The organism is Micromonospora sp. M51, from assembly GCF_018070305.1.
GTDB classification, from domain to species: Bacteria; Actinomycetota; Actinomycetes; order Mycobacteriales; family Micromonosporaceae; genus Micromonospora; species Micromonospora parva.
This window is the reverse complement of the sequence record NZ_JAGPXZ010000504.1, coordinates 1-4,617: the sequence shown is the minus strand read 5'-3', so window position 1 is coordinate 4,617 and position 4,617 is coordinate 1. Positions and strand designations below refer to the sequence as shown.

Annotated in this window: 4 protein-coding genes; all 4 read left to right on the top strand. The window is 75.2% G+C overall.

Going from position 1 to position 4,617, the window contains the following annotated elements:
* Positions 1 to 119: 119 nt before the first annotated feature.
* Entirely contained in the window at positions 120 to 275 is a 156-nt protein-coding gene (locus KBX53_RS23150) for a hypothetical protein (RefSeq protein ID WP_210861609.1), read from the top strand.
* A gap of 94 nt (positions 276 to 369) precedes the next feature.
* Positions 370 to 885: a TetR/AcrR family transcriptional regulator gene (locus KBX53_RS23145; RefSeq protein WP_247676081.1), complete on the top strand. Its 516-nt coding sequence runs from the start codon at positions 370 to 372 to the stop codon at positions 883 to 885.
* A 129-nt stretch (positions 886 to 1,014) separates the two neighbouring features.
* Complete coding sequence (locus tag KBX53_RS23140; protein WP_309140834.1) at positions 1,015 to 3,819, top strand: AAA family ATPase; 2,805 nt, start codon at positions 1,015 to 1,017, stop codon at positions 3,817 to 3,819.
* Between the two features lie 46 nt (positions 3,820 to 3,865).
* On the top strand, positions 3,866 to 4,617 hold a 752-nt coding region (locus KBX53_RS23135; RefSeq protein ID WP_210861604.1), incomplete at its 3' end, for an acyl-CoA dehydrogenase family protein.

Genomic DNA, 4,617 nt, shown 5'->3' with positions numbered 1-4,617 from the left:
GGGGGGGTGCGCGTGCCCCCGCGCGGGGGCACGGCTGCGCGCGTGTTGCTGACGCGGTCTGCCGGCGCGACCGTCCGAGGCGTTGACCGATGCCGATTGACGCTCCTACTATCTGCACCGTGAATGCATATTCGGATCGCCTCGCGGACCGGGTCGCCATCGTCACCGGCGCCGGTCGGGGGACCGGTCTGGCCCTCGCCCAACGCCTCGTCGCCGAGGGCGCGCGGGTGGGTCGGTGCGACGGCGGCGTCTCGCTGACCGGCCGGGCCGGATGACGGCGTCGGTGGCGCGTCCGGGAACGCTGATCAGCCCCTGTCTAGACTCGGCGGTGCGTCGGGGGACGCCATGGCGGTGAGGGGGCGGGGGCGGATGGACGGGGTCGATGTGGTGGGCCGGGTCGACGGGCGCACCGCCCGCGCCGAACGCACCCGCGCGGCCATCGTCGAGGCGCACCTCGCGCTCATCTCCGAGGGTGACCTCCGCCCGACCGGCGAGCGCATCGCCGAGCGGGCCGGGATCTCGCTGCGCACCCTCTGGACCAACTTCAAGGACATGGAGACGCTCTTCGAGGCCAGCGGCGCGGAGGTGCTCCGTCAGCAGGACGCCGCACACCGGCCGATCTCACCCGGGCTGCCGCTGGCGAAGCGGGTCGACGCGTACTGCCGCCAGCGGGCTCGGCTGCTCCAGCTCATCGCGCCGTCGGCGCGGGCCGCCCAGATGCGTGAGCCCGTCTCCGAGCAGCTGCACCGCAACAAACTCAAGCACATCGAGCGGGTCCGCGACGAGGTCGAGGAGCTGTTCGCCGTCGAGCTGGCCGAGGCCGGGCCGGGGCGGGAACAGTTGGTGCACGCCCTGGTCTGGGCGTGGACCAGGCCCGCGCGGTGATGTCCCGGACCGTGGGCGCGCTGCTGGCCGAGGTCACGCCCGACTGATTCCGGCCCGGCCCGATATCGCCCCCTCTTTCCATTCGGTTTCCGATGGGTAACACTGGCAGGCATGGTTACTGCATCAAGAGTGCAACTAACCGTGCTGCGTGGCCGGGACGACGAGTGCCGGGCTGTCCGGAGCCTGCTCGACGGCATGACCAACGCCGGCGGTGCCCTGCTGTTACGCGGAGAGCCCGGATCGGGCCGGACCGCGCTGATCGGCTACGCCCACCGGCACGCCGAGGACCGCACCGTGCTCGTCGGCAGTGGGCTCGCCGAGGAGGCCACCCTGCCGTACGCCGGCCTGCAACGGTTGTTCGACCCGGTGCTGCACCATGCCGCCGACCTGCCCGACGAGCAGCGCCAACTGCTGCGGCGCGCGCTGGCCGGGGAGAGCTGCCCGGCCGACCGGCAACTGACGCTGTCGATGGCGGTGCTCGGGCTGCTCGCCGCCGCCGCCCACACGCGGCCGTTGCTCGCCACCATGGACGACGTCGACCGGGGCGACCCGCAGACCGCGCAGGTGCTCGCGTTCGTCGCCCGCCGACTGCGGCACCTGCCGCTGGCCGTCCTGCTCACCGCTGACGTCACCGCCAACCTCGACGGGATACCGGCGCACCGGCTGCGGGCGCTGACCGAGCACGAGAGCAGCGCCGTCCTCACCGACCGGCTTCGTCGGCTCGCCGAGCGCGCGGGCGTCGACCGGCTCCCCGAACGGCCGGCCGCGTCGGCGCTGGCCGCGTTGGCCACGACCGGCGGCGGCAACCCGCAGGCCCTGGTGGACCTCGCCGAGGGGCTCAGCGCGGGGCAGTGGCGGGGGGAGGAGCCGCTGCCCGCCGCGCCACCGGCGGACGGGGCGCTCGGTCGGGCGTACCGGGCCCGGCTGGACCGGCTGCCACCGGAGACCCGACGGGTGCTGCTGCTCGCCGCGCTCGACGAGGACGGCGCACCGGGCACCCTGATCCGGGCCGCCGCAGCCGCCGGCGCCGAGGTCGAGGCGCTCGCCCCGGCGGAGGTCGCCGGCCTGGTCCGCGTCGAGCAACGTGGTGTCACCTTTCCGCAGCCGCTGGTGCGCATGATGATCGCGGCCAGCGCACCGCTCGCGGAGCGCCGCGCGGCGCACCGACTGCTCGCCGAGGTGCTGGTCGCGCAGGGGCAGCGGCTGCGCCGGGCGATGCACCTCGCCGCCGCGACGGCGGGCGCCGATCCGGCCCTCGCCGCCGAGTTGGAACAGGCCGCGGTCGGCGGATCCGATGGCTGGGCCACCGCGTCGGTGGCCCTGCGGTGGGCCGCCGAGTTGAGCGATCAACCCCAGTTGACCGCCGCCCGGCTGTTGACCGCCGCCCGCTACGCCTGGGCCGGTGGGCAACCCGACGCGGCCCGGCTGCTGCTCGACCGCCTCCGCGCGGTCTGCCCCGATCCGGTCGTCCGCGCGCGTGCCGACCTGCTCCGCGGTGAGCTGGAGCTGCGCTGCGGCACCGCGTCGGGCGCGTCGGTCACGCTGCTGGCCGCCGCGGCGGCCGTGGACGGCACCGACCGTGCCCTGGCCCTGACCGGGCTGGTGCGGGCCGGTGAGGCGGTCTGCTTCTCCGGCGACCAGTACCGCTACGCCGAGGTCGGCCGCCGGGCGCTGGCGTTGCGGCGCCCGGACGACCCGCCGGCCCTGGAGGTGATGGGCTGTCTGGTCGCCGGGGTGGCGGCGACCCTGCGGGGCGACCACGAGCGGGCCGGACCCGCGCTGCGCCGCGCCGTGGTGCTGGGCGGCCGGCTGACCGGTTGGGCGCTGACCCCCACCGCGCTCAGCTGCGCCGCGGCGGCCGGGCTGCTGGTGGCGGTGGACGGCGCGGCCCACCGGCTCGCCGGGCGCGCTGTCGAGCTGGCCCGGGAACGGGGCGAGCTGTCGATGCTGTCGCGGGCGTTGGAGCTGCGGGCGGTCGCCGAATACTGGCTGGGTCGACACGAGGCGGCGGCGGAGACCTCCCGCGACGGGCTGCGCGTCGCCCGGGCCACCGGCCAGGTCAACTGCGCCAACGTCCATCTGGGCATGCTGGCCGTGCTGGCCGCGATCCGGGCCGACCGGGCCACCAGCCTGCGGCGGATTCGGGAGATCGGCGAGTCACCGACGCCGGGCAGCCGTCCGCACGCGCTCGCCGCGTGGGCCCTGGCGGTGCTCGACCTGGTCGACGGCCGGCACGCCGAGGCGGCGGACCGGCTGGCGTCGCTGGCCCGGCTCGGCACCGGTCGAGGTCAGGTCCTCGTGCAGGTGATGGCCACCCCGTACCTGGTGGAGGCGGCGGCGCACCTGGCGCACCGGCCGGCGGCGACGGCCGCGCTCGCCGCCTTCGACAGGTGGGCCAGCAGCACCGCGAGCCCGCTGCGCCGGGCCCTGTCCGCGCGGTGCCACGCGCTGCTCGCTCCGCGGGGTGGCGCCGAGGCGGAACGACACTTCGAGGCGGCGTTGCGGCTGCACCCGACAGAGGCCGGCACGTTCGAGCGGGCCCGCACCGAACTGCTCTTCGGTCAGGAGTTGCGCCGCAACCGACGCCCCCGCGACGCGCGCACACACCTGCACCAGGCCCGCGAGATGTTCAGCCTGCTCGGCGTGGAGTGCTGGGCCGAGCAGGCCACCACGGAGCTGCGGGCGGCGGGGGAGTCGATCGGTCCGCCGGACCTGCCTGCGGCACGATTGCTGACCGGCCAGCAACTGCGGATCGCCGAGCTGGTCGCCGAGGGCGCCACCAACCGGGAGATCGCCGCCCGGATGTTCCTCTCCACCCGTACTGTCGACCACCACCTGCGCAACGTGTTCCATCGGCTGGGCATCCGTTCGCGTACCGAGCTGGCCCGCGCGTTCACCGCCGAACGGCACGTCGGTCTGGCCTCGGACCGGTGACCCTCCGGTCTGGACGCGTTAAACTATCACCGCTAGTTTGATCGTCATGGACCTCACCCTCTCCGCCGAGCAGGCGGCGGCCCGCCAGCTGGCCGCCGAGTTCGCCGACCGCGAGCTGCTGCCGCACGCGGCCGCCTGGGATCGTCGCGAATCGGTCGACCCCGCCATCGTCGGCATGCTCGGTGACCTGGGCTTCCTGGGGCTGACCATCGCCGAGACCGACGGCGGGTCCGGCGGCGACCACCTCGCGTACTGCCTGGTGCTGGAAGAGCTGGGCCGGGGCGACTCGGCGGTGCGCGGCATCGTCTCGGTCTCCCTCGGCCTGGTCGCGAAGTCGATCGCCGCCAACGGCAGCGCGGAACAGCGGGCCGAGTGGCTGCCGAAGCTCTGCGCCGGCACCGCGCTCGGCTGCTTCGCGCTGACCGAGCCGGACAGCGGCTCCGATGCGGCCGCACTGCGCACCCGTGCGGTCCGCGACGGCACCGACTGGCTGATCTCCGGCACGAAGACGTTCATCACCAACGGCACCACCGCCGACGTGGCGCTGGTCTTCGCCCGTACCGGCGGCCCCGGGCACCGGGGGATCAGCGCGTTCCTGGTGCCCACCGGCAGTCCGGGGCTGACCCGACGGGAGATCCACGGCAAGCTCGGCCTGCGCGGCCAGGCCACCGGCGAGCTGGGCTTCGACGAGGTGCGCGTGCCCGACACGGCGCTGCTCGGTGCCGAGGGCGGTGGATTCCGGCTGGCCCTGGCCACCCTCGCCAAGGGGCGGATGTCGGTGGCCGCCGGGTGTGTCGG

What these genes read in the sequence shown, in the direction of transcription:
- KBX53_RS23145 (WP_247676081.1), top strand. Translation starts at nt 370, where the DNA reads ATGGACGGGGTCGATGTGGTGGGCCGGGTCGACGGGCGCACCGCCCGC.